Source organism: Lactobacillus sp. C449L (assembly GCF_059900815.1).
Map to the genome: position 1 here is coordinate 139465 of NZ_JBWXGA010000002.1, position 22663 is coordinate 162127.

Below are 22663 nucleotides of genomic sequence, written 5' to 3' on the forward strand. Positions count from 1 at the left end.
TTAAATTAATTTTTAGCACTTAAAAAATAAGAGTGCTAAATATTTCCATTTTCAAAATATGGATACTATAATAATAAGTGTAATGAAGAAAAGAAAGTTCTACATTACAAAATTTAACTAAAATTGATAACAAATTTGAAAGGAAGTTTTTATTATGGCAAACGATATGATTAATCGTCACGATGACTTATTTGATGCAATGAATGACTGGTTCGATCTTCCAAGAAAAGTTTTTGATAACAATAATATAGCAAACCTGATGCAAGCTGATGTCGTTGAAAATGATAAAGATTATGTTGTCAAAGTTGACATGCCTGGCATGGAAAAAGACAAAATCAACTTAAACTACAACAACGGAGTTTTGAGCGTTTCGGGCTCAAGAAAATCATTTAAAGATTTATCAAAAGACGGCAGCATTATTCATCGGGAAAGAAGCGAAGGCCACATTTCTCGTAGTTTTAGATTACCAAATGTAGTTGCAAGCGAAATCCATGCCAAGTATGATAATGGTGTATTGACTATTACCTTACCTAAGCAAAGTGCTGGAGAAAGCGATAATTCAATTCAAATTGATTAACTTATTATTTATTATTGCAAGAAGTTCAAGATAAGTTGCCAATACAAATAATTCTCTCAAGCGAGTTCGGTGTTGAACTCGCTTTTCTTTTAGATTAAAATATAAAGTAATTTAAAATTAAATTAAAAAGGAGAACTTATCTATGGGACACGAAGTTACTGTTCAAGAATTGGAAAAATTTTCCGACAGTTTTAATGAAAATCCAAAAAACCCAGTTGTCGCACGTGCTGCTCAAAAAAGTGGCGTCTTGATGGCCGCATATAATGAACGTGTACAAGGTGAATTAACACGCGTCTTTTCAACTGAATTGGATACTGATAATGTTACAAACCAACAACAGTCAGGACGTTGTTGGGAATTTGCAACACTAAATATTTTACGTCATAGCTTTGGCAAAAAATATCATTGCAAGAATTTCACTTTTTCACAGAGTTACAACTTTTTCTGGGACAAAATTGAGCGGGCTAATATTTTTTATGATCATATTTTGGACACCGCTGATGAAGAGCTCAACTCACGGACAGTTAGAGCAATTCTAGAAACCGCTGGAGCCGATGGTGGTCATTTCCACATGGGAGCAGCTTTAATTGAAAAATATGGTGTTGTACCTTCTTATGCAATGCCTGAAAGTTTCAACGCTAATAATACCAGTGCTTTTGCTAAAGCGCTAGAAGACAAGCTGAAAAAAGATGCCTTAGTCTTGCGTAAGCTAAAAAAAGAAGCCAAAGACGAAGAAGTTGATAAAATTCGCAATCAGTTTTTAGGCGAAATTTATCAAATGACGGCAATTGCAGTCGGCGAGCCTCCAAAGAAATTTGACTTAGAATACCGTGATGATGATAAAAAGTATCACTTGGACAAAGACTTAACTCCAGTGGAATTTTTGCATAAGTATATGGGTGATGTTGATTTTAATGACTATGTTGTCTTAACTAATGCACCTGATCACGAATATGACAAGTTGTACGCTGAACCATACGCAAATAACGTTGAGGGTCTATGCCAAGTTAGATTTTTGAATGTGCCAATGGAATATTTGGAAACTACTTCCGTTAGCCAGTTAAAGGACGGCGAAGCTGTCTGGTTTGGTAATGATGTTGGTATCCAAAGCGATCGTAAAAAAGGTTATTTAGACAGTGATTTGTATAAATTCAATGAACTGTTTGGCGTTGATCTAGAAATGTCAAAAGCTGATCGGCTTAGCACCGGTGCGGGTTCAGCTACTCACGCTATGACTTTAGTTGGTGTTGATGAAGAAAATGGTCACATTCGTCAATGGAAAGTTGAAAATTCATGGGGTGAAAAGAACGGTGACAAAGGTTTCTTCGTAATGAATAACGAATGGTTCAAAAAATACGTTTATGAAGTAGTTGTTCACAAGAAATATTTGACTCCCGAACAAGTTGCCATTGCTGAAGGTCCAGCAGTTGATCTTCCTGCTTGGGATTCATTGACTTAATTATAAAAATTCAAACCAAAAAAGCCGAAATTCGTAAATTCGAATTTCGGCTTTTTTATATTATATTTTACTTTACCCGCATCAGCAGTTCGTCAAACTTTTTGAAGAACAAATCTTTGTCGGCTTTAGTCACCAAAGTAATCTCTCGACCGTTTGGATCGTCTTCCATGCGACCTGCAGCAACGCCTTCAGTGAATACTTTAACTTTACGCTTTTCTGAAGTCAAAACTACTTCAGGATAAAGTGCACTAATTACTGTCAAAACATCCCAGAAGTATAACTGAGCCGTTTGAATTGGCGGATTTACTAGCAAACTATAACCCTGACAAGTTAAATCAACTGCTGGATATTTGCGTAAACTCGCCCAATGCATCTTTAATTCATTAGTCAGTGGCAATTCTTCACTACTTTCAAGACCAATTACTTCCATCGGCACATTTGAAGCTAAAACACGTTTAACTGCATATGGATCCCAAAAAGCATTCCATTCCTGAGTGCCGTCTGCATTGACTTGAACCACATTACCGTGTCCATCTAAAGAGCCACCCATCCAGTATAGTTTAGCAATTTTTTCTTCAATTGCCGGAACAGCATCTAGTGCCCGAGCTAAATCAGTCAATGGTCCAGTCATTACTAAGGTAACTGGTTCTTGCGCATTTTCAAGTTTAGCCACCATATCTAAATGAGCCGGTTGCTTAGCTTGTTTGGTAATCATCTTTCCTGACTCGTTTAATAACGGTAATGAGTTAAACGAATAAGAAGCTGTTCGCCAAGCTTCTGGAAATTGATTAACAGCACGCGAAGTTGACTTAGCTACTTCTAATTTGTCACCGCGTAAGTTGAAACGGTCGGTCATTTTTCGGCAAACTTCTACTGATGGATCAACATAACCGTCGGCATCAATTGCACTAACACCTAATAATTTGATATCCGGTGCTAGCAAAAAAAGTAGATATGAGACTAAGTCATCGATGTTACCGTCGTGATTAAAATAAATAGTTTTCATTTTTCTCCTTATTTGGACTTGATATAATTTTGACCATCAGCAGCAGGAGCGACTGATTTGCCAAAGAATAGTACAAGAATAACAATCGTAATTACATATGGCGCAATCTGCATGTAAACTGACGGAATATGGTTGAAAAATGGCAATTGATTACCAATAATACTGATACTTTGTGCAAAGCCAAAGAACAGTGAAGCAAGCATCGCTCCAATTGGGTTCCATTTACCAAAAATCATGGCGGCTAAAGCCATGAAACCTTGCCCCACAATCGTTGAAACTGAAAAGTTGCCTGAAATTGCTTCCGCAAAAACAGCACCACCAATGCCACCTAAAAATCCTGAAATTAACACACCAGCGTAACGCATGCCGTAAACATTAATTCCCATTGTATCTGCAGCTTGCGGATTTTCACCACAAGAACGCAAACGTAAGCCAAAGCGAGTCTTATATAAAACCCACCATAATATGATTGCAACAATAATAGCTACCCAGGCTGGAGTGAAGGTGTTTCTAAAGAAAATTGGTCCTATTACTGGAATATCAGCGAGTCCCGGAAAGCTGAAGTAGCCAAAACTTTGCGTAATGTTCTCAGTTTGTCCTTTATCATAAATTGCCTTAATCAAGAACACTCCAAGTGGTGGCGCCATTAAGTTCAAAACAGTACCACTAATCACATGATCGGCATGGAAATTAATAGTTGCAACCGCATGCAGTATTGAAAATAACATGCCGACAATTCCGCCAACTAATAGTCCTAACCACGGTGTGATTTTGCCTAAAGTTGGTGCAAAGGTCAGATTAAACACAACTGAGGCAAAGGCTCCCATCGTCATGATTCCTTCAAGACCAACGTTAGTAATGCCAGAGTTTTCACTATAAACCCCACCAAGGGCAGTAAAAATAAGTGGAGTTGAATATACAAAGGTCGATGACACCAATAAAGCTAAAATAGTAGTTAAGTTCATTCCCCTTGTCCTCCCTGCGTAGCTGAAGTATCAATATTGCTTTCTTTTGTAGCATTTTCCACTAGCTTAGGCTGCTTATTTTTAAACAAAAGACTGATGACATACTGAATAGCCACAAAGAAAATAATTGCCGCAATAACAATCGACACAATTTCATATGGAATACCTGCGATTGTCTGCATTCCTAAACCACCAATTTTTAAAATTGAAAAGAGAATTGCGGCTAACAAAATGCCTATCGCTGTGCCGCCACCAAGTAAAGCAACAGACAAACCATCCCAACCAATATCTAAACTAGTAGTTTGGGTAAAGTAATTTTGATAAGTACCAAGTCCCTGTACAACGCCACCCAATCCGGCAAAGCCGCCAGACAAAAGCATTGAATACATAATATTCTTTTTTGTTGACATTCCGGCATAGCGACTCGCATATGGATTAGTACCAACAGAACGAATTTCAAAGCCAGTTGTGGTCTTTTTCATCAAGTACCAGTAAACAAATACGCCAATTAAGGCTAAGAATATACCGGCATTGATTCTTGAGTCACCAAACATTGAACTTAGCCATTCAATTCTCAGACTGCCATTAGCAGCAATAGTTTTTGTAGTATCAGTATCAATACGCAGCTTACTAGACATTATCTGCTGCATTAAGTACTGACACGAATAAAGCACAATGTAGTTCAGCATAATTGTAGTAATAACTTCATTTGTCCCAAATTGAGCCCGAAGCCAACCTGCAATCCCCGCAACAATTGCACCAGCAATTACACCAGCAATAATTGCTAACGGAAGAAGTAAGCCTTTAGGCATATTGGGATTAGCCAAAACAATCCAAATAGAAGTTAACCAACCTGCTTGCGCCTGACCTGGTAAGCCAATGTTAAAAAAGCCAGCACTTGAGGCAATCGCAAACCCAATTGCCGTAAAAATTAATGGAGTAGCTTCACGAATAGTTTCACCAATTCCATTCATGTTTCCTAATGCACTAGAGAACATGGACGAGTACGCCTCAATCGGATTATAGCTCCATACCAACATAATTAGCGCACCAACTAAAAAACCAGCTAAAATTGAAATAATTGGTACTAATATTTTTCTTGTTTTTGATGTCACTTTAAGCAAGAGCTGTGCCTTCTTTCTTAATTCCCGTCATTAATAAGCCCAGCTCCTCATCACTGGTTGTCTCCGGTTTAACTTCGCCAGAAATATTGCCATTATGTAAAACAATAATTCGATCAGACAATTGCATAATTTCATCTAGTTCGTAGGAAATGAGCAAAATCGCCTTGCCTTTAGCTCGTTCTATCAACAGCTGCTTGTGAATGTACTCAATTGCACCAACATCAAGACCACGAGTTGGCTGAAAAGCAATAATCAAATCACTATCGAGATTTAATTCTCGAGCAATAATAACTTTCTGCTGATTACCCCCGGATAAGTCGCTAACTGGTGAATTACTGCCCGTAGTTCGAATATCAAACTTCTTGATTAATTCTTCAGCTTGTTTACGAATTACATCGTAGTGCATCATATGATGGCTTGAAAAAGGAGCATGATAATAGTTCTGTAACGCTAAATTGTCAGAAATTGAAAATGGTAAAATTAAGCCATATTTTTGCCGATCGGAGGGAATGTAAGAGACTCCTTTTTCGGTAATTTTTCGCACTTTTTGATTCGTCATATCTTCATCATTAATAACTACTTGACCGGAATTTACTTTCTGCATTCCGGTCAGGGCGCGAACTAATTCATCTTGACCATTTCCATCAATTCCAGCAACGCCAAGGATTTCACCCGCACGCAAACTAAAGGATAAACCCTTAAGTGCATAAACTCCTTGTTTGTTTTTAACTTTTAAATCACTAACCTTAAGCGTGGTTTGGCCAATTTCACTTTTAGGCTTATCAAGCTGCATATTAACATGTCGACCAACCATTAATTCTGCTAATCGACTATTAGTTACTTCGGCAACTTCAAAACTGCCAACGCTCTTGCCCGAACGAATAACAGTGACGCGATCAGCTGCACGTTTAATTTCTTCAAGTTTGTGCGTAATTAAGATTATCGACTTTCCTTCTTTAGCCAATTCTTTCAAAATCTGAATAAACTCGGTAATTTCCTGTGGTGTCAAGACTGCCGTTGGCTCGTCAAAAATCATGATATCAGCGCCACGGTATAGAACCTTGAGAATTTCCACCCTTTGCTGCTGCGCAACAGTGATTTCACCAACTTTTTTCTTGGGATCAACATTCAAATTGTAGCGCTTGGATAAGTCTTCAATTTGTTTTTGCGCTTTTTTGAAGTCTAATTTCGGTCCCTTAGTTGTTTCATTGCCTAAAATAATATTTTCTAAAACTGTAAATGAGTCCATCAACATGAAATGCTGATGCACCATTCCAATTCCCAGTTCTTTGGCAACAGTGGGATTTTTAACTTCAACTTGCTGACCGTCAACAAAAATCTCACCTGAAGTTGGCATGAGCAAGCCCGAAAGAATACTCATTAAGGTTGATTTACCGGCACCATTTTCACCAAGTAGTGCCAAAATTTCACCTTTATGCAGAGTTAGATTAATATCATCATTGGCTTTAAAACCATTAAAATCTTTGACAATGTGGCGCATCTCAATTACATTAGTCGTATTTTTCATTTCACTTATTATTTTCCTTTTGTAAAAAACTCTTTGCGTATGCACATGCAAAGAGTTTTAAAATCATTTAATTACGAGTTTTTTTATTTTTGCGTAACTTTAATCTTACCAGAAATAATGTCTGCTCTTGCCTTTTGAACTGCTGACCACGCTTTAGACGAAAGATTACCTTTAGTAACTGAAACTCCATCACCTTTTAACGAGTAAACAAGGTGCTTACCACCAGGAAATTTACCTTTATTTGCGTCATCAGCTAAGGATTTGGTGGCAACATTTAGTCCTTTCAAAACCGAAGTTAAAGTGAAGTTAGACTTTTTACCGTCTTTAGCTTTATATTCACCCATATTTTCTTGGTCAACATCAACACCAACAACCCACACTTTTTGGTCAGCTAAACGTGTCTGGTTATGCGCCTTAGCTTCTTGGAATACACCATTACCAGCAGAACCAGCAGCTTGGAAAATGACATCACATTTATCAGCGTACATGGACTGAGCCATTGATTTAGCTTTATCAGTTGATGTAAAGTTGCCAACATATTGTGTACTTACAGTGATTTTTTTGTTCATTGCCTTGGCAGCATCAGCAACCCCTTGCTTAAAGCCATTTTCGAAAGAACTAATAATCGTTGATTTAGCGCCACCGATAAAACCAACTTTATTTGTTTTAGTCGAGTAGGCAGCTGCAACGCCGCCCAGATATGATGATTCATTACTCATAAAAGTAACAGAAGCAACATTTTTTTGCCCTTTAATCACATCATCAACAATTACGAAATTCTTCTTGGGGTTTTTCTTAGCAGCTGCACTAACCGAATCTTTTAGCAAATAGCCAATACCAAATATTGTCTTATAACCAGACTTGGCAGCTTGGTTAAAGTTTGGCGTATAATCCGAAGCACTGTTTGACTGAAAATATTGATAGCCACTGCCCTGCTTTAGATTCTGCTCTTTACCGTAGGCTTTGAAACCTTCCCATGCAGCTTGGTTAAATGACTGATCATTTATTCCATTACTATCAGTGATTAAAGCGATACTGTTTTTCTTGCTTTGAGCAGTTGAACTTTGCTTTTTACCTGAACAACCACTAACTAGAAAGACAAAGGACGCAGTCGCAACTCCTAATGACAGTAATTTCGTAAATTTTTTACCCATAATTAACTTTTATCCTCCATAAAAAATACGAACTTTTCATCATTAACTTTATTATAAAATACGTATAATTTCAAGGAAAATATCATACTTTAAGGTTCATAAAAAAGTATTAGTGCTAAAAGCGAACTATTTAGCTGGGTGGATTGGAACTTTGATAGAACCGTCAATAATTTGCTGACGCGCCTCACGGGAATATTTCCAAGCAGTGTCATTAACTTTACCGCGTACAATGGAGACGCCGTTCGTCTTTAAGCCGTATACTAACTGCTTACCACCAGGAAACTTGCCTTTATATGCACGATTAGCAATATCATGAGTAGCAACATCTACACCCGTGATTACCGAAGTTAAAACGAAGTTATCTTTTTTCCCGTCTTTTGATTTGTAGTCACCTAGGTAGGACTGGTCAACGTCAACTCCAATTACCCAAACCTTCTTGTCAGCAGGGCGATCTTGGTTGATTGCCTTAGCTTCTTGGAAAAGTCCGTTTCCGGCTAAACCAGAAGCATGGAAGACAATATCAGCATCTTTGGCATACATTGACTTTGCAATTGCTTTTTCCTTGTCAGCACTGGTAAAGTCACCAACATATTGATTCAAAAGCGTAATTTTCTTATGGAGTTTTTTAGCTTGATCATTAACGCCTTTAGTAAAGCCTGCATCAAAAAGATCGATAATGTCACTGTGAGCTCCACCAATAAAGCCAATCACATTAGTCTTAGTCTGGGTAGCAGCTGCAACACCGGCCAAGTATGATGCTTGTTCACTCTTAAAATTAGCTGAAGCAACATTTTTTTGACCCTTAACTACATCGTCAACAATGACAAAGTTCTTCTTAGGGTCCTTTTTTGCAGCTGCGCTAACAGCATCTTTCAAACTATATCCTATACCAAAAATAGTTTGGTAACCTGCCTTACTTGCTTGATCAAAGTTCGGCTCAAAGTCGGCAGCACTACTTGATTGGAAGTATTGATAACCATTACGACCACGTTTTATGTTGTGCTCTTTACCATAAGCTTTAAATCCACGCCAAGCCGATTGGTTAAATGAGTTGTCATTAACACCGGCTGTATCAGTAATTAATGCGATTGAATGCTTAGCACTGCTGGTTGAATTACCACTGCCGCCTTGCTTTCTCCCAGAACAAGCAGTAAGTGCTACACCTGCAGCAACCGTCACTGTAGCGAATGAAAAAATCTTTTTTATCTTAGTCTCCATATTGGGTCCTCCTAAATCTTACAGATAATAAAATATCAACATTTAGTGGTTATGTCAAAGGCAACACCACAATATAGAGTGTTGATATATCAAGGTTTGTATTTGGTATAGACCACAATGTAAGCTTAAAAGACTATGGTTTTGCATACAGCAACGAAAAATATAAAATTTTTTTGTGTCTTTTTGTAAACTGAAAACAAAACCAGATTTTTTCCATATTCTCTAATAAAAAACTATGTTAATCTAAAAAGAGTATGTGCCAAAATAATAGCCGCACGCTTAGCGCACGGTATTAAAAAATAATCGTTATTTTGTGTAAAGAGAGAATGAAATATCATGCTGCACCGAACTACTTATCAATCAAGCCTTGGAGAAATTCTCCTACTCAGTGACGAACAATATTTACGCGGGCTGTGGTTTAATGACCAAAAGTACTATGCTATAAATTATGATTTAAACCAAACAGACGAAAAAAATTGTCGTCCCAATGAACTAGCATTAAAATGGCTGAACCAGTATTTCGCTGGTCAAAATCCTAATCCATTCATCGTGCCAGTTAAGCCGCAAGTAACTGAATTTCGTAAAAAAGTACTTAGCGAATTGCAAAAAGTTGCCTATGGTAAAACCACCACTTATAAAGAACTTTCTGATCAACTACAAACTAAGAAAAAACAAAAGACCAACCTAGCGCGTGCGGTTGGTGGTGCCGTTGGGCATAACCCAATTGCAATAATCATTCCCTGTCATCGTGTGCTAGGAAGCGATGGTTCATTGACCGGATACGCTGGCGGAATTGACCGAAAAAAAGCATTATTAGAGTTAGAAAAGCAAAGCTAAACTAATTTTTTAAACATTCCATTCAGCCATAAATTCATTAACGAAGTCGCGCATAAACTTTGTTCGTTTGTGGGCTTCTTTTTTTCCACCTTTGGTATTCATCAGTTCTTCTAATTGGAATAACTTCTCATAAAAGTGGTTAATAGTAGTTTCCGTATGTTCACGATATTGGTCATGACTAACTAATTTTTCCGGCTTAATGTCTGGGTCGTAAATAACATTACCGTGAGCCCCACCATAAGTAAAAGCACGGGCAATTCCCATTGCGCCCAAGCTTTCAATTCGGTCAGCATCCTGGACATATTCTCCCGAGATGGGTAATTGATAATGATGCTCTATGTTTTGTGAAAATGACATGTGTTGAATTGTAAATAAGATATCTTTAGTCTCTAGTTCTGTAAATCCAGTTTCTGGCAATATCACTTTAATTTGCGCGAGAACCCTCTTAGGGTCAGCACAGATCTTTTCATCGATGGTATCGTGCAAATACCCACCGGCCTGAATAATTGCCACCATCCGACTGTCAGCGTGAGCAGTGGGATTGTCATTTAAATACATCTTGCTAGCTAAATGCGCTACCCGCTGACCGTGATAAAAATCATGACTAGTCTTTTCACCTTTTAATTGCTGCTTAACGAAATCCTTTATTTTAACGATATCCATACTTTAATCATGTCCTTTTTAATGTTTAGTATCTAAATGTCATGGTCTCTTATCTTCCAGTATATTCTGAAACTTCTTCGCAAAATATACTTTTTATAAGCCACTTCCCAGATTTGAACTGAGGACCTCCTCCTTACCACGGCGGTGCTCTACCTTCTGAGCTAAAGTGGCAACTTAATTCTATCAAAAAAGTATCCGCCTTGCTTAGCGAATACTTTAGTTTTTTTATTTAAAATACTCTAACGATACTTAACTGCCGTTCCATAGGCAACTACAGATTGCATATCACCACCAATTGTGCCTGAATCAAACCGCATCATTACAATTGCATCGGCACCTTTTTCAGCTGCTTCTTGACGTAAACGCTCAAGTGCTTGTTCACGTGAAGTTTGAAGCATTTTAGTATAACTACGAATTTCTCCACCGACCATTGACTTTAAGCCTGCACCAACATCCTTAAACATATTCTTTGATTGTGTTGTCAAACCAAATACTTCACCAATAATATCATACTCTTTACCAGGAATATTCTCTGTGGTAGTAACTAAAATTTGGTCATCCATATATTATTCTCCTAAAATCGTGTTAAAAACATAACTTATATTGTCTCAAATTGATTATGCCGTATCCTATGAGTTTTGGTCAATACAAAACTAAAATAATACCACTATCGTGCACTCTTAAGTTTATTCAAAATTTGCTGAGCAATTTCTGATGGCATTAAATCAATACCTGTTAGCTTATTTATTTTTACCCAAGTCGGCTTATAAACATTATTTTGATTAGCCCGCTCTTTTTCTTCACCGCTAATCTCAGGTATTTTAATTTGAGTAATTTTTGCTAAAAAAATGAATTCGTCAGCTATTTTAAACATAAAAGTTAAATCTGTAGCAGCAAGAGAAATCTTTAGTTCTTCAGAAATTTCTCTAATTGCAGTTTGAACAGGAGTTTCTTGCCCTTTGCTGCCACCACCAGGAATAACCCAATAATCACGGCTATTTTTTAGCCTGTGAATTAATAGAACAGAAGCTATATTTTGATTATAGAGAACCACTCTTGCGCGCATTGCTGTCATCTCCTTGTTAAAAGCTAGTTAGTTCCATTCTATGCTTTTTAAGAACACTTGTCTTTGCCACAAAATAAAAAGTCTAATGCTGTGCATTAGACCTTTTACAAAACTACCTAGTTAATCTTTAATACTTACTAACGTATACTTTCTTTTTCCTTTACGAACGATTACGTATTTGCCATCAAAAGCTCTTGCGGGGGCAACATCAAAGTCAACTGATTGCTCGCGCTCACCATTAATGTAAATTGCTCCATTTGCAACATCCTCACGTGCTTGGCGCTTGGAGGGCTCAATCTTAGTATCAACTAAGAAGTCAACAATATTTTTACTTGTCGAATCAGATTCTGCAGTTGGCGCACTCTTGAGTCCCTGCTCAATCTGCTTAACCGTAAGCTCTTTAATATTGCCAGAAAACAGCGCTTCTGTAATCATTTCAGCTTCTGCAAGGCCTTCTTCGCCGTGAACAAACTTGGTTACTTCTTTAGCAAGCACCTTTTGAGCAGCCCGTTTCCACGGTTCGTTCTTAACTTGCTGTTCCAAATCATCGATTTCTTCATGACTTAAGAAAGTAAAGTACTTCAAATATTTCACAACATCGCGGTCATCTTGATTAATCCAAAATTGGTAGAACTCATATGGACTTGTCTTTTCAGGATCAAGCCAAACCGCACCACCAGCAGATTTACCAAACTTGGTTCCGTCAGCTTTTAGCATTAAAGGAATGGTTAAGCCGAAGGCTTGACGATCAGGACCCATTAATTTGTGAATTAAATCAATTCCAGCTGTGATATTGCCCCATTGATCACTACCACCTATTTGCATTTGCACACCATGGTTTTTATTTAATTGATAAAAATCAATCGCCTGCAAAATCTGGTATGAAAACTCGGTGAAAGAAATACCATTTTCTAACCGACTGGCAACAACATCTTTGCCTAGCATATTGTTAACTTGAAAATGCTTACCATATTCACGTAAGAACTCAATTAAACTAAGCTTATCCAACCACTCGGCGTTGTTGACAATCTCAAAGTTCTCCGTACCAAATAATTTTTCCATTTGTCTAGTTAAAGCAAGTTCGTTTTGGTGAAGCTTTTCAGCACTAAGTAATACTCGCTCCGAACTGCGCCCTGACGGATCGCCAATTGTCCCCGTGCCGCCGCCAATAATAATTACAGGATGGTATCCAGCAAGCTGGAATCTTTTCAAAATCATGAATGGTATTAAGTGACCAATATGTAGCGAATCACCAGTAGGGTCGGTACCACAATATAGGGCCAAATCATCATGTTCTTGTAAGTACTTAGCCAAACCTTCTTCATCAGTTTGTTGGTTAATTGCACCACGCCATTTTAAATCCGCTAAAATATCAAAGTTTGCCATTGGTCTCCTCCAAACAAAAACGTCCCTAGATTCTAAGTATCGAATCTAGGGACGACTAAATTACTTTATTAGCCGTGGTACCACCCACGTTTACGCTTGTGACAGCGCCTCTTCTTATAGTCTTTACGGGAACTACCCACTCGTATTTCGTTAACTTCGACCTGTCTAGCTTACACCAACCGCTAGTTCTCTGAACACTGAATCGAACCACTACTAAAATTGATTATAAATGATAATACTCATTTTTTCTTAACAAGTCAATACTCACTTCTACTACTTGTAAAAGCCTTTTATTTTCAAGCCATATGCTTTACCAGCTGTCATATCATACTGAACAGTTTCATAATCTGCTAAAAGCTCTTGCTGCTTCTTAGTTAAGTATTTTGGATCAATGACTTGACCTTTACGTCCAATTAACTCGTATCCCTTATCACCACTAAAGTTAATAGTGATTGCTGGTAACTTTTTATGTACTTCAGTCAATAACGCTTGATAAGGGGTAACCTTTGAGTCAGTCTGCTCTAACATCATTGCAATAAAGTCACTGGAGCTGACAAAGTTATTTGCCTTGCGTGGCAGCCGTGTTTTTGCACCATGTTGACGGGCGTACTTATTTGAATAAATAAAGTAGCGCGTTGAGTGCATTTGCACCGGATACTTAGCCGTATAACTTTGAGAAATAATGCTTGGATAATGATCACCATAAAAGACTAACGTAATTGGTTTCTTAATTTTATCAATTTGACCAATAAACTGTTTAACCGCCTTATCGGTATATTGGGTACCCTTGATGTAAGTTGCCATTTGTTCACGTACAGCAGGTGTATTGAACAAATCACCTGAGATCTTACCCATATACTCATTATCTGGATACCAGTTGTTATACGGCATATGATTTTGAATAGAAATCAGATTAATAAATTGACCACCTTTACGTGCGTTAATCTGGTTTAATCCATTGGCATATGTTGTAAAGTCAGAATTATAGCCACTCTTACCTAGTTTTTGTTGATCGATAATCTTGTATTTTGATCCAGTGTAAACAAATTTGTCGAACTTGAATCTTCGATAATCTTCACGCCTAGAGTAGTACGTTCCAATAAATGGGTGAACCGCTGACTTGTAGTCAAAATTCATTCCAATTGTTGGATAAAAATCATAATTAGGAACAATTTGAACATATGGAGTTAAAGTGGATTTGAATAATCCCATGTTTAGGCCAGTCAGCGTTTCCCATTCCATGTTGGCCGTACCACCACCATAGCCAGCACTAAGCATTGTTCCATATGATGAACGCGACTTCATTGACTCAATAAATTTAACTGGGTTTGGTACAGAACGATCAAATCTAATTGTTGGGAAAGTATTTGGATCAACAAAACTCTCACTCAAGTTAAAGACAATCGTCTGATCGTTTAAATTATTCTGGCGGTTTTTGTTTATCTTATTAGCTACTTTAGCGTACTTATCATTTAGTTGCTTAATCGTAGTTTCAGAATAGCCGGTTTCAGGCTGATCCATTATCTGAAGATCAATATAATTCAAGAAGTTTAAGACTGGACCGTTAACCTGAATGTCTCGTTCAGGATTACGGAATCTTTGGCGGTTATCAAATCCGCGATTAATATGGTAAATAACACCGCCATCATGATTAAAGCGCAATGGTGTCATAAACAATAACAGACTAGCTAAAGCCCAGATACCACGTCTCTTCCATGAACCACGCTTCTTAATTGGAAACTTGACTTCTAAAAAGACGTCAATTGCAATTACAATTACAATTGCAACTAAAATAGCAATTACCGTGGTCTTACCAACCATTGGCAAAAGTGTCTTCCAATTAACAATTTCGCTTATTTCCGTTGGATAAATTGGTTCACCACGAAGTAGCAACTTAATCTTGTTTGCAATTGCCCAGCCAATTCCAATTAAGCTAACTAGCATGTTAGAAGTCCAATACCGGGTTGTTACAAAGTAAAATATTGAAAATAGTGCATCAAGAAAGATTGTCGTCAAAATGATGGCAAAAAACTTAGTTCCCAGCAGATAAACAATCGCGTTGATTGTCGCTGCCGTGCTGATTTGAATTCGAAGATTATCTGATTCAATCAAAAAGGAAACAAAACTAAGAACATAGAACCAGCCCCAAGTAAGCAAGTTAACCCGATTGGTTACAATAAACTTGGTAAAGTATGACCAACCTTTTTCACAAATTTTCGCTAAACTAGGCTCATGATTTAGGTAATCAATTATTTTAGCAAAAGGCTTAATCTTGAATAAGTAGCGCTCTAATACTCTATCCCAAACAACTGCTATAACCGCCATAACAACAATCATAATTAGCTTATTAACAACTGATGAGCGGGTAAAACTGAAGTCGTTCATAAAGCGCGTGGAAATTGGCGCATCCATGAAGATAATTACTGGAATAAAGTAACGCATCTGCTTTTCATTAAAAGTCACGATAACTTTTTTAAATAATAAAAACGCAGACACAACCATTAAAAACATAAATGGCGAAGACGGATTATTTAGAAATTCTCTATTCCAATCACCGCCGCCATTACCTGAAATAATTTGCGACCAGTAAACCGCATCAAATCCTGATACACCAATCACAACGATGAAAAATGATAAAATGCCGCTAATTAACGATAAACTTACGAATTTTCTATCAATTGTCACGTTTGCTAGGAACATTCCCCACGCAAAAAATAAAATTAAGTAAAGTCCATAGAGTGAGTATTGGAATGATAAATTACCTGCACTGAGTGCAAAGCCCAGTAATGTTAATAGTCCTAAAACTAATACGTTCTGCTTTATAGTTAATTGATGCTGTAAGTCGTAAATCCGCGGCTGAACTAATAAACTGAAAAACAGCCCAGCAAATAATACTGAAGTGCTAGTAATGATTGGGAACAACATTCCCCAAACACGCCACATATTAAAACGACCAGGCACTTTGATGAAAAATAACACGTAGTAAACAAGCAAAGTAGCCATAGCCATGAGCCAAAATTTAAAGCTCTCGCTTACTTTTTGCTTCTTCTTACTATAAACGGCGCCAAAGACCATCGGGACAATCATTACGGTTGCATTATGCATCATATCGGGCATAAAGCGCATAAATGACCTGCCTGGCTGAGCAGCTGCTCCTTTTAAGCTGTACATTTGTAACAGCATAAGCAGAGTAGCAACCAACAAGCAGATAGTCTGTACAGCTTTTAACGTTTTTTTGTCTTTATTCATATTTCCTAGTATATGTCCTCACTAAAAATGGTATTTATTGATTATTGCGTTTTACCACCTAATTTTTTCTTAATTGTGTATAAAACATCAACTTTTTTCCCGTTTCCCATAAAAAAGTCACGCAAATCATACCTGAACTTAACGGTCATAATCAACGTAATGAATAATAATACAATTCCTGCTTCTTTGACTTGCATCAGTTCATAAAGGCTAAACAGCAATATAAAAACTAATGGTGGAACCGTCAAATTCTTTAGAATAATCATCAGCAAAAGTGCAATTAAAAGCGTTACTACCGCCGCACGTACATCATAGATTGCAGCTAACAAAACAGATACGGTCACACCCTTACCACCCTGAAAATGATTCCAAAAAGGAAAACAGTGTCCTAAAACTAGACCCAATCCAGCATAAATGAGTGCAATTCTTTCTGATAAAAGATAGTGTACAGTCAGCAGACAAATGGCAACTTTTAATAAATCACCAATGCAAGTAATTATACCCCATTTTTTACCAAAAACAGCACCAACATTAGCAGTACCTGGGTTGCCGGAACCCACCTTAGCAGGATCTTGGTGCAAACAAAAACGACAAACTAGTTTCGCGAACAGCACACAACCAAATGCGTAGCCAATCAAAACAGCCCACAAGCGTGTCACTAGTTTACACCTTCTTCCTGCTGAAGCTGATTTACATAATCATAATGAATAGTATAGTCCTGAGTTGCAAGATTGGTAAAATCAAAACCGTTTTCTTTATTTTTCTTATTCTGGTAGGTTTCGTTATTTTTTATTTGTTTTGGACTAAGCCCCAACTCACCGCGTAAGTAATCAGATACTCTTTGCAATTCTTCGGTTGATTGAACCTGATAAGAAGCACCATCAATTGTGGCGTTATGTCCATGAAGGTAATCATTTTTGACATTTTTAGTTGAACTACGATAGTTAAATGCAATTTGCTTTAACGCATCAAACGGTAAGTTAGTTTTAACGTTCCCAGAAATTGAAGTTAAAACTGAATCGAGTTGCGCTAGAGTATTAAGCGATACTGCTTTTTTTATCAATGCAGTAATCACTTGACGCTGCCGCTTTTGTCTACCATAATCGCCTTCAGGATCATCGTAGCGCATTCGCGAATATGCTAAAGCTCCACCGCCACCCATGTGAGTTAATTGGTCTTTTTTAAAAATGTAGCCACCATATTCGAAACTAAGGGTTGGTTTGATATTAATGCCGCCGACATAACGAATTAGGCGCATTATGCCTTTCATATTAACCAAAGCATAATATTTAATTGGCACGTTAATCAATTCAGAAACACTTGCCATTGCCATTTTAGCTCCACCAATCGGATATGCAGCATTGATTTTCTCAACTTGAAACTGCTCTGCGCCAACCATTTGAGCCATTGTATCTCGTGGCACTGACATTAAAGTGTAACGCTTTTTTTGCGGGTTAATGACTGCGATAATGACGGTGTCAGTATTTCCAATTTCTTCTTTCCGGTCCAAAGCACCGGTATCAGTACCCATCAGCAGAACAGCAAATTTTTTCTTACCATTAAATTCACCGTTTTGAATTTGGACATGATTACTGCTGTCATAAGTATTATCAACCGCATTTTTAGTCCGAAAATAAATATATGCTGAGTATACACAAAGACCAACCGCTGCAAATACCACAATACTGAGAAGCCAAGTTATGACTCGCTTTTTACTTTTCTGGTAGTCCTTTGCATGCAACTCGACTCGGCTTTTATTCGGGTGATTATCGTTGTGATCCATATTCCACTCACCTATTTTTATACAATGAGCATATTATAGCAAAAAAACAAACCACTGCCGGTTTGCCTATAATATCTTATTAAAAACGTAAATTTATTTAACTCAATGTCAGAGTTAACGAAAATTCCTCATCACTGTCACCTTTAAGCTGAGCCTTATCGAGTAAAGCAATGATTTCATCATCCTTAATTAGCAAGTCAAAGTTTGTAGAAGCAAGTTTCAGTTTTACATCATTATTGCTTAACTCAATTTCATTCAAATTTTCGCTTTTAACCCAGCCCTCAATGATTGGCAAAGTAAAAACCAGTGAAAACGGCATATCTTTATGCGAATTATTTTTTAGGTAGTACTTAATATTGACCTGGTTGCCCTCAAGAACATAAGTCAAAACAGCTTCAAAATGATACGGAAACTTTTTATAGCTAGCACTATCATCAATTAAAGCTAAGCTAACTCTTGCGTCACCCTTGTCAACAACTGTCCAAGGTAAGAGCTCAGCCCAATTTTCACCTTTCTCAGTTCCCATAAAGGTAACTCCCAATTTTTTTTGCGTATCGCCATCTTTAAAATAATCGACTTGATCATGTTGGGACACAAAATTAACAAGTTGTGCACCTTTTTCATCGACAGCAGCACGCAAAACAGAACTTTCAATTGTTTGCATAGCTTACCCCATACTTTCTCCCTCATAGAAAATAGCACGTAAATAGTGCTTATGTCAATTCTAGCTAGGGAACTGTTCATTTTCAGTCAGAGCTTAGAATTTAAAAAGTTATTGATAAAAGATTATACAATAAAATCGCTGAATAATGACAAAAAACAGCTATTAACCTAATTGCTATTTTCCTAAAAATCAGTGATTTCTTTGCTTTAAAAGAGCGTTTAAATCATTAGCAAAAATTGCATTAATATACTATAATAAGGTTGTTCCCGAGAATTATAATTAGTTTTTGGAACAAGTTAATAAAAAGAGCACTCCAAGAAATTGGAGTGTTTTTTTATTTTTAAATCCGATAATTGATGCGCGCTCTTGATGCTTCAGTTAGGTCAGCTGAAACCGGCGCTATAAAGGAGCCATCGTCTGGAAGCTCAATATCCCTTGCTTGGCTGCACTTGGGTAGTTCAGTTTTATTATACAATCTGCTTGCCAACGTATCAGCTGCCATTTTCATTGACTCGCGCAAGCCTTCCCCTTCAGTAATTCCACCTTTAACATCAGGAAATTTAATTACATATGTATCATTTCCTAAGGGCCTAAAAATTGCTAGGTATGTTACAATTCGATGATTCATTTACTAAACCTTCTTATTTTCCATTTGCTCTCACTTGTTTTTTCTTTTCTGCTATTGTCATCATATACCCAAAAAGATAAAAATAGACAAAATTATGAAAAAATTAGTTTTTACAATCAAGGGCTTTTATGCCTTTATTAAAGTAGTTTATGTTTGAATGGAGGACTAACAAAAGCGTTGCAATATGATACCGCAACGCTTTTTATATTCTGTAATACTATTATACTAAAATTGCTTTTAATCTTTTTTGAACAATCGCCATCCACTTAATATTACCGTTATTAGACAAATAATCAGCGAAATAATGAAAACAACATGCATGCCATAAATAAAAATTTCTGGTTGCTTGGGTAAGTAAGCTGTTACCCGTGTCCCTTTGGCATGGCTCATTGCCGCAAATAGAACAGTAGTCGCACTTGAAATTCCGATAACCATACCTAAATTACGCGATAATGAATTAATACTGCCAGCAACTCCCAAGTCCTTTTGAGCTACCGAACCCATTACTAACGAATTATTCGGAGAACTAAATATGCCGCTGCCAAGACCCATAATAGCGATACTTATAATAAATAGCCAGATTGGTGAATGCAAATTACACATTGTATAACCAATTTGACTAATTAATAAAAGTACTAAGCCAATAAATGTAATCAGTTTAGGGCCAATTTTATCAGAAAGTGTGCCCGCAATCGGAGCTGCAAAAAGTTGAACTACCGGCAAAATCATTAAAATCATTCCTGCTTGACTTGGAGCAAGTTTCAAGGCATTTTCTAAGTAAAATGGTGTAACCACATTAAAGAAAAAGTTCGTAATGAAAATCAGTAAAGCACATAGTAAACTAACTGAAAAGTCAGGGTTTCTAAACAAACTGAATTGTAATAATGGGTTGGTTGTGCGATTTTCAACTGCAACAAACCAAATAAAACTACCTAAACCAACAATTAACATTACTAAGACAGGTAAAGCTGTAAAACCAAGTTGTTGCCCTAAAAAGACGCCACCAAATAATGTAATCATTCCTAAGGCAAAACTAAATGACCCAGCTTTATCAAGTGACGCCTTATTATAAGTAATATCCTTAGGTAAAAAGATGGCACCAATGATTGCTGCGATAATACCTACCGGTACATTTAACCAAAAAATATATGACCAAGACAGATGGCTAAGAATCAAGCCCCCAAGACCAGGACCGGCAATTGAACCTAAAGCTACAAAAGAGCCGATTGTTCCAAGTGCTTTTCCCCGTTCCGTTGAAGGAAAAATCTCGGTAATAATACCATTGTTAGTAGCCATTGTCATTGCTGCACCAATCGCTTGTAGAGCGCGAGCTACTAACAAAAATATCAGATTCACTTTAATACCAGATAATAAGGATCCAGCAATAAAGAAAATTGCCCCTAGCCGAAAAATTCTAATCTTTCCGTGAAGGTCGCTTAGTTTACCAAAAAATAAAATAAAACTACAAACTACAATTAAGTACAATGAAACTACCCATTCGGATTGACTCATTGGAATATGCAAATCACTGCTAATTACTGGCAAAGCGATATTAACTATTGTTCCATCTAAGGTTGACATGAAAGTAAAAAGTCCCACGGCAACCAATATCCACCATCTGTTTTTTTGCACCTTTTGGTTAGTTTGGTAACTCGAAGTTTGCGTCATTCTTACCAATCCTCTCAAATTCAAAATTTAGTTAGGTACCTTAACAAATGAAATTATACTCTTTTTTTATTGGCTGCCAAGCAAAAAAAAACATTTTTATAGCAATATTTTATTTTTCGTTTTGTAATATTACAACTGATTTTTCCAAAATCATCTTGATGTGAACGTTTTACGTTTTTATATCAAGATAATAAAACTTAACTCTGCTTTTAAAAATTTCCATTGACTTTAAGTTTTTCCTATTCTAGACTCTTATTATTAGATATTTATTAATTTAATATAAAATTACTAATTTTAAGGAATTTATATTTAATTTTAGAAAGGGGAAATCTATGCCAGAGCACATTAAAAATATTACAAAAAATGAGGATATATATGATGACTACTCTACTCAACGTTTTCCAAAAGAAAAACGTGATCCAATGTGGAAAGTTTTGATGGTTCAAATTGGTGGCTTCGTAGCCCTAAGTCAATTCATGCTAGGTGCGGAGCTAGGCTATGGTATGACCTTTCGTGATGCCGTCTTGTCGACTATCTTAGGCAGCGTAATTTTGCAATTTATTTCGTATGGTTTAGGTTTGGCTGGACAAAGAGAAGGTCTTCCAACCAGTCTGTTGTCAAAATGGGCTGGATTTGGAACAATTGGTTCCGCAATCGTGGGATTAACCTTTGCAATTAGCTTAATTGGATGGTTTGGTATTCAAAATTCAGTTTTCGCTGAGGGTGTTGTTCAAATATTGAGCACAATCACTCACAGCAGTATTAACTACCAATTAGTAGCAACAATCACTGGATTGCTAGTAACATTTTCAGTCATTTTTGGCTTCAAGGGATTGAGTTGGACAACTAATATTTCCATTCCTGCTTTTATTATTGTTATGGGCTTTGCAACCTATAACATGTTAAAAGGTAATAGCCTCAGTCACTTAATTACAATGGCTGCACCAGGTGCTGCTATGGGGATGGGAGCTGGAATTACCATGGTCACTGGTAACTTTATTGTTGGTGCCATTATCATGCCAGACATCACAAGAAGAACCAAAAACGGCCGTGATGTTTTTTGGGTATGTGTTATTGGTACACTAGTTGGTGAACTTGGTGTTAATGTTATTGGCGTTTTGATGGCACATGCTATCGGTTCAAAAGAAATTATGCCCATTATTTATCAGTTAACCGGGGCTTTAGGAATAGCTTTAATCGTTTTATCATCGGTTAAAGTTAACGATATGAACTTGTACTCAGCAAGCCTTAATGTGGTTAACTTCTTTAGACAGGTTTTTAAAGTCAATTTAAACAGATCGGTTATGACTGTTATTACTGGGATTCTGGGCACAATTCTTTCAGTCGTTGGCCTAATCGATAAATTTCAAGGCTTTTTAACCATTTTAGGCGTTGTTTTCCCACCAATAGCTGCAATTATGTTTGTTGATTATTGGCTTTTAAAAACTGACCGGAACAACTTGGATGAAAGTCGTGCTAAAGGAGAATTACCTAAGACTTCCTCAAGGCTACCATTAATGACAGTTATTGCCTGGGTTTGTGGCATTTTAGTTGGACAGTTTGTTACTTGGGGTGTTCAATCGCTCAATGTTTTAGTTACTTCTGGATTAGTCTATTATTTAGGTAGTCTGTTAATCAGAAAAATTGGTCAAGAAAGCAAAGAAAATGAAGAGATAGAGGAGTAGATT

20 protein-coding genes and 1 tRNA gene are annotated in these 22663 nt (G+C 37.0%); 4 read left to right on the top strand and 17 right to left on the bottom strand.

Annotated features, from left to right (window positions below; genetic code table 11):
- Positions 1–154: 154 nt before the first annotated feature.
- Positions 155–577 (top strand): Hsp20/alpha crystallin family protein, encoded by a 423-nt coding sequence (locus AC2JF9_RS04075; protein ID WP_500725519.1) that lies wholly within the window; start codon positions 155–157, stop codon positions 575–577.
- Between the two features lie 142 nt (positions 578–719).
- Positions 720–2036, top strand: coding sequence for a C1 family peptidase (locus AC2JF9_RS04080; RefSeq protein ID WP_500725520.1), 1317 nt, complete (start codon positions 720–722; stop codon positions 2034–2036).
- Between the two features lie 67 nt (positions 2037–2103).
- Here AC2JF9_RS04080 and AC2JF9_RS04085 read toward each other — a convergent pair whose 3' ends face one another.
- The 6 genes from AC2JF9_RS04085 to AC2JF9_RS04110 all read right to left on the bottom strand — a co-directional run bounded on the left by AC2JF9_RS04085 (position 2104) and on the right by AC2JF9_RS04110 (position 9031).
- The gene (locus AC2JF9_RS04085; protein WP_500725521.1) at positions 2104–3042 is read right to left on the bottom strand and encodes a nucleoside hydrolase; all 939 of its coding nucleotides are present in this window, start codon (positions 3040–3042) and stop codon (positions 2104–2106) included.
- 8 nt (positions 3043–3050) lie between these two features.
- A complete protein-coding gene (locus tag AC2JF9_RS04090) occupies positions 3051–4007 on the bottom strand; it encodes an ABC transporter permease (protein WP_500725522.1) in 957 nt (318 codons plus the stop codon).
- Positions 4004–5131 (bottom strand): ABC transporter permease, encoded by a 1128-nt coding sequence (locus tag AC2JF9_RS04095; protein WP_500725523.1) that lies wholly within the window; start codon positions 5129–5131, stop codon positions 4004–4006. The genes AC2JF9_RS04090 and AC2JF9_RS04095 overlap by 4 nt, the downstream gene beginning before the upstream one ends.
- Positions 5124–6659 (bottom strand): ABC transporter ATP-binding protein, encoded by a 1536-nt coding sequence (locus AC2JF9_RS04100; RefSeq protein ID WP_500725524.1) that lies wholly within the window; start codon positions 6657–6659, stop codon positions 5124–5126. The genes AC2JF9_RS04095 and AC2JF9_RS04100 overlap by 8 nt, the downstream gene beginning before the upstream one ends.
- Positions 6660–6742: 83 nt before the next feature.
- Positions 6743–7813, bottom strand: coding sequence for a BMP family lipoprotein (locus tag AC2JF9_RS04105; RefSeq protein WP_500725525.1), 1071 nt, complete (start codon positions 7811–7813; stop codon positions 6743–6745).
- Between the two features lie 126 nt (positions 7814–7939).
- Positions 7940–9031, bottom strand: coding sequence for a BMP family lipoprotein (locus tag AC2JF9_RS04110; RefSeq protein ID WP_500725526.1), 1092 nt, complete (start codon positions 9029–9031; stop codon positions 7940–7942).
- Positions 9032–9367: 336 nt separating this feature from the next.
- Here AC2JF9_RS04110 and AC2JF9_RS04115 point away from each other — a divergent pair, with 336 nt between their 5' ends.
- A complete protein-coding gene (locus AC2JF9_RS04115) occupies positions 9368–9868 on the top strand; it encodes a methylated-DNA--[protein]-cysteine S-methyltransferase (RefSeq protein ID WP_500725527.1) in 501 nt (166 codons plus the stop codon).
- Between the two features lie 9 nt (positions 9869–9877).
- Here AC2JF9_RS04115 and AC2JF9_RS04120 read toward each other — a convergent pair whose 3' ends face one another.
- From AC2JF9_RS04120 to AC2JF9_RS04170, 11 genes are all read right to left on the bottom strand, one after another.
- Positions 9878–10531 (bottom strand): HD domain-containing protein, encoded by a 654-nt coding sequence (locus AC2JF9_RS04120; RefSeq protein ID WP_500725528.1) that lies wholly within the window; start codon positions 10529–10531, stop codon positions 9878–9880.
- A 98-nt stretch (positions 10532–10629) separates the two neighbouring features.
- Positions 10630–10702, bottom strand: a tRNA-Thr gene (locus AC2JF9_RS04125).
- A 68-nt stretch (positions 10703–10770) separates the two neighbouring features.
- On the bottom strand, positions 10771–11094 hold the full coding sequence (locus AC2JF9_RS04130; protein ID WP_500725529.1) for a heavy metal-binding domain-containing protein: 324 nt from the start codon (positions 11092–11094) through the stop codon (positions 10771–10773).
- 104 nt (positions 11095–11198) lie between these two features.
- Positions 11199–11597, bottom strand: a complete 399-nt coding sequence (locus AC2JF9_RS04135; RefSeq protein WP_500725530.1) for an NUDIX domain-containing protein — start codon at positions 11595–11597, stop codon at positions 11199–11201.
- A 120-nt stretch (positions 11598–11717) separates the two neighbouring features.
- Positions 11718–12983 carry a tyrosine--tRNA ligase gene (tyrS, locus tag AC2JF9_RS04140; RefSeq protein ID WP_500725531.1) on the bottom strand — a complete coding sequence of 422 codons (1266 nt, stop codon included), beginning with the start codon at positions 12981–12983 and terminating at the stop codon, positions 11718–11720.
- Positions 12984–13256: 273 nt separating this feature from the next.
- A complete protein-coding gene (locus tag AC2JF9_RS04145) occupies positions 13257–16232 on the bottom strand; it encodes an LTA synthase family protein (RefSeq protein WP_500725532.1) in 2976 nt (991 codons plus the stop codon).
- 41 nt (positions 16233–16273) lie between these two features.
- The gene (locus tag AC2JF9_RS04150) at positions 16274–16891 is read right to left on the bottom strand and encodes a glycerol-3-phosphate acyltransferase (RefSeq protein ID WP_500725533.1); all 618 of its coding nucleotides are present in this window, start codon (positions 16889–16891) and stop codon (positions 16274–16276) included.
- Positions 16891–18015, bottom strand: a complete 1125-nt coding sequence (locus AC2JF9_RS04155; protein ID WP_500725534.1) for an LCP family glycopolymer transferase — start codon at positions 18013–18015, stop codon at positions 16891–16893. Before AC2JF9_RS04155 ends, AC2JF9_RS04150 begins: the two co-directional genes overlap by 1 nt.
- Before the next feature lie 97 nt (positions 18016–18112).
- The gene (locus AC2JF9_RS04160; RefSeq protein ID WP_500725535.1) at positions 18113–18679 is read right to left on the bottom strand and encodes an aldose epimerase family protein; all 567 of its coding nucleotides are present in this window, start codon (positions 18677–18679) and stop codon (positions 18113–18115) included.
- Between the two features lie 340 nt (positions 18680–19019).
- Positions 19020–19307: a type II toxin-antitoxin system HicB family antitoxin gene (locus tag AC2JF9_RS04165; RefSeq protein WP_500725536.1), complete on the bottom strand. Its 288-nt coding sequence runs from the start codon at positions 19305–19307 to the stop codon at positions 19020–19022.
- A gap of 237 nt (positions 19308–19544) precedes the next feature.
- Positions 19545–20975 carry an MFS transporter gene (locus tag AC2JF9_RS04170; RefSeq protein WP_500725537.1) on the bottom strand — a complete coding sequence of 477 codons (1431 nt, stop codon included), beginning with the start codon at positions 20973–20975 and terminating at the stop codon, positions 19545–19547.
- A gap of 332 nt (positions 20976–21307) precedes the next feature.
- Between AC2JF9_RS04170 and AC2JF9_RS04175 the strand changes: the two genes are divergently transcribed.
- Positions 21308–22660 (top strand): purine-cytosine permease family protein, encoded by a 1353-nt coding sequence (locus AC2JF9_RS04175; protein WP_500725538.1) that lies wholly within the window; start codon positions 21308–21310, stop codon positions 22658–22660.
- The last annotated feature ends 3 nt before the right edge of the window (positions 22661–22663 follow it).

Bases quoted from the DNA above. Each gene is read 5' to 3' on its own strand.
- AC2JF9_RS04085 (WP_500725521.1), bottom strand. From the start codon at position 3,042: ATGAAAACTATTTATTTTAATCACGACGGTAACATCGATGACTTAGTC.
- AC2JF9_RS04155 (WP_500725534.1), bottom strand. From the start codon at position 18,015: ATGGATCACAACGATAATCACCCGAATAAAAGCCGAGTCGAGTTGCAT.
- AC2JF9_RS04160 (WP_500725535.1), bottom strand. From the start codon at position 18,679: ATGCAAACAATTGAAAGTTCTGTTTTGCGTGCTGCTGTCGATGAAAAA.
- AC2JF9_RS04110 (WP_500725526.1), bottom strand. From the start codon at position 9,031: ATGGAGACTAAGATAAAAAAGATTTTTTCATTCGCTACAGTGACGGTT.
- AC2JF9_RS04115 (WP_500725527.1), top strand. From the start codon at position 9,368: ATGCTGCACCGAACTACTTATCAATCAAGCCTTGGAGAAATTCTCCTA.
- AC2JF9_RS04120 (WP_500725528.1), bottom strand. From the start codon at position 10,531: ATGGATATCGTTAAAATAAAGGATTTCGTTAAGCAGCAATTAAAAGGT.
- AC2JF9_RS04080 (WP_500725520.1), top strand. From the start codon at position 720: ATGGGACACGAAGTTACTGTTCAAGAATTGGAAAAATTTTCCGACAGT.
- AC2JF9_RS04075 (WP_500725519.1), top strand. From the start codon at position 155: ATGGCAAACGATATGATTAATCGTCACGATGACTTATTTGATGCAATG.
- AC2JF9_RS04090 (WP_500725522.1), bottom strand. From the start codon at position 4,007: ATGAACTTAACTACTATTTTAGCTTTATTGGTGTCATCGACCTTTGTA.
- AC2JF9_RS04175 (WP_500725538.1), top strand. From the start codon at position 21,308: ATGCCAGAGCACATTAAAAATATTACAAAAAATGAGGATATATATGAT.
- AC2JF9_RS04100 (WP_500725524.1), bottom strand. From the start codon at position 6,659: ATGAAAAATACGACTAATGTAATTGAGATGCGCCACATTGTCAAAGAT.
- AC2JF9_RS04105 (WP_500725525.1), bottom strand. From the start codon at position 7,813: ATGGGTAAAAAATTTACGAAATTACTGTCATTAGGAGTTGCGACTGCG.
- AC2JF9_RS04130 (WP_500725529.1), bottom strand. From the start codon at position 11,094: ATGGATGACCAAATTTTAGTTACTACCACAGAGAATATTCCTGGTAAA.
- AC2JF9_RS04165 (WP_500725536.1), bottom strand. From the start codon at position 19,307: ATGAATCATCGAATTGTAACATACCTAGCAATTTTTAGGCCCTTAGGA.
- AC2JF9_RS04145 (WP_500725532.1), bottom strand. From the start codon at position 16,232: ATGAATAAAGACAAAAAAACGTTAAAAGCTGTACAGACTATCTGCTTG.
- AC2JF9_RS04170 (WP_500725537.1), bottom strand. From the start codon at position 20,975: ATGACGCAAACTTCGAGTTACCAAACTAACCAAAAGGTGCAAAAAAAC.
- tyrS (WP_500725531.1), bottom strand. From the start codon at position 12,983: ATGGCAAACTTTGATATTTTAGCGGATTTAAAATGGCGTGGTGCAATT.
- AC2JF9_RS04135 (WP_500725530.1), bottom strand. From the start codon at position 11,597: ATGCGCGCAAGAGTGGTTCTCTATAATCAAAATATAGCTTCTGTTCTA.